The organism is Shewanella sairae, from assembly GCF_023283535.1.
GTDB lineage: Bacteria > Pseudomonadota > Gammaproteobacteria > Enterobacterales > Shewanellaceae > Shewanella > Shewanella sairae.
In genome coordinates this window covers 1-1,981 of the sequence record NZ_JAKILT010000152.1, presented here as the reverse complement: position 1 = coordinate 1,981, position 1,981 = coordinate 1, and the positions used below count along the sequence as shown (strand labels likewise).

Genomic DNA, 1,981 nt, shown 5'->3' with positions numbered 1-1,981 from the left:
AATCGGGTAGCCGGAGGTATCTAGCCTCCAGCCCCCACACCACCCTGCATGCGGCTCCGCACAGGGCGGTTCATTTAGAACACCTAATTCATTTTCTGATTAGGATATTGAACTGCGATCCATCCATCTCTCAGTGAATATAATCCTGCTTTCTTCAGATACTCATTGTTCAGCGCTTGCTGTATTCCTGGTGTTTTAGAGCTACGCCAAGGACCTTTACTTGTGATGCCACAAGCAACGGCGGCTTGGATCCTGACGCCACGTTTAAGTAAATTCTGCACTTTAGTCCGTGGTTTTCGCCACTGACGCCAGTAGCACATACGTACGCGACGACGGATCCAATGGTCTAAATCGACACATCCTTGGTACGCATTGGCTATGCCAAAGTAGTTGATCCAGCCTTGCATGTATTGCCGCACTTTAAACAGCTGATACTCCATACTCACGCCCCAATTTCGGTTCGTTAGCCGTCTCATCTTTTGTTTGAAAATGTGCAATGTTTTAGCATGCCACTGGATCTTTCCTCGGTTAAATGTAAACCCTAGGAACTTGCTTTGACCTACCTTAACCACTTGGCTTTTCTGTTCATTAACAACCAGTTTTAGCTTAGTGGCAAGGTATTCAGTAATGCTCTTGAGTGCCCGCTCTCCCGCTCGAATAGACTTTACCAAAATGATGAAATCGTCCGCGTAGCGGGCGAATTTATGCCCTCGGCTTTCCAGCTCTTTATCCAGACTATCCAACATAATGTTTGATAGTAATGGCGAGAGTGGACCGCCTTGAGGCACGCCTTCGAAACTTGCTTCAAATTGGTCATTGACCACTACGCCAGCACGTAGGTATTTACCGATAAGTGCCAACAGACGCTTATCCTGCACCTTGCTCCTAAGTTGAGTCATCAAGAGATCATGATTAACTCGGTCAAAGAACTTAGATAGATCAACATCGACGGCAAATTTGCGTTTCAGTTTGATGATATCCCTTACTTGCAGTACCGCTTGTTTAGCATTTCTGTTCGGCCTAAAGCCAAAGCTGTTAGACGAGAAGAATGGGTCAAACAGTGGTGTGAGTATTTGAGCTATCGCTTGCTGTATCACACGGTCAATGACGTTAGGGATCCCCAGTTTGCGTTTACCGCCATCGGGTTTGTCGATCTCTACGCGCCTGACTGCTGAGGGTTGGTACTCACCTAGCTCAAGTTGAGTTTTACACTGTTGCCAGCCGCCTTGTTGCATCCAGAGCGGGAAGGCTTCGATGGTCATGCCATCGATGCCTGCCGCGCCTTTATTGGCTTTAACTTGACGCCACGCTCGGTGTAGATTCTCAGGTTCGAGCAATTGTAGGAATAAATCGCTGTTGAAGGCCGGCTGCATATCAATACGCTGCCGATAGTAATCGTCTGGCGACGTAGTGGGTATCGACAAGTTTGACAAGACTCCTCCTTCTTCTAAATGTTCAGGCCTTCACCGTGTACCCACTACGCTGACGCGGGGTATGCTATCCCATCCATTACGATGGGCGTTAGGCTACTATGCCGTCTGCTGACTTCTGCTTAATCACATGCCAAGTTACCCCGTCATGCGCTATCGGTTTTCATCTGGTTCGCTCTTTTCAGTCGATGAAGTTGAAAAGCCAAGGCACTTGTAAACCAGAGCCTCACTGGTTAATGACCGATCGCATGTTAAGCAGATCTCCCCAGATAAGAACATGAACTTTCTTTGCACTGCTGCATCATTTACGGTGGCCATTAGATCACGTGGTTTCGTCGTCTTGTGCCAACTCACCTCTAGCCTACGCCTCATATGATGTTCTTGTTCATCAGCTCGCAAATTTGCTAGCGGCTTCCTCCAGACCAACCCTCACGGATAAGCCCTTGCCATTCGCTAGTAGTTAACGTTTAATAACAGCATGTTATTGAACGGTGACCTTCCTACAGAGGACTTTCACCTCATTAGTTCATGCCCATGCTGGGCGTACACAA

At 47.7% G+C, this 1,981-nt stretch carries 1 protein-coding gene; it reads right to left on the bottom strand.

The features are described 5' to 3' along the window. Positions 1–83 precede the first annotated feature (83 nt). On the bottom strand, positions 84–1,433 hold the full coding sequence (gene ltrA, locus L2748_RS23685) for a group II intron reverse transcriptase/maturase (RefSeq protein ID WP_220783589.1): 1,350 nt from the start codon (positions 1,431–1,433) through the stop codon (positions 84–86). Positions 1,434–1,981: the final 548 nt, after the last annotated feature.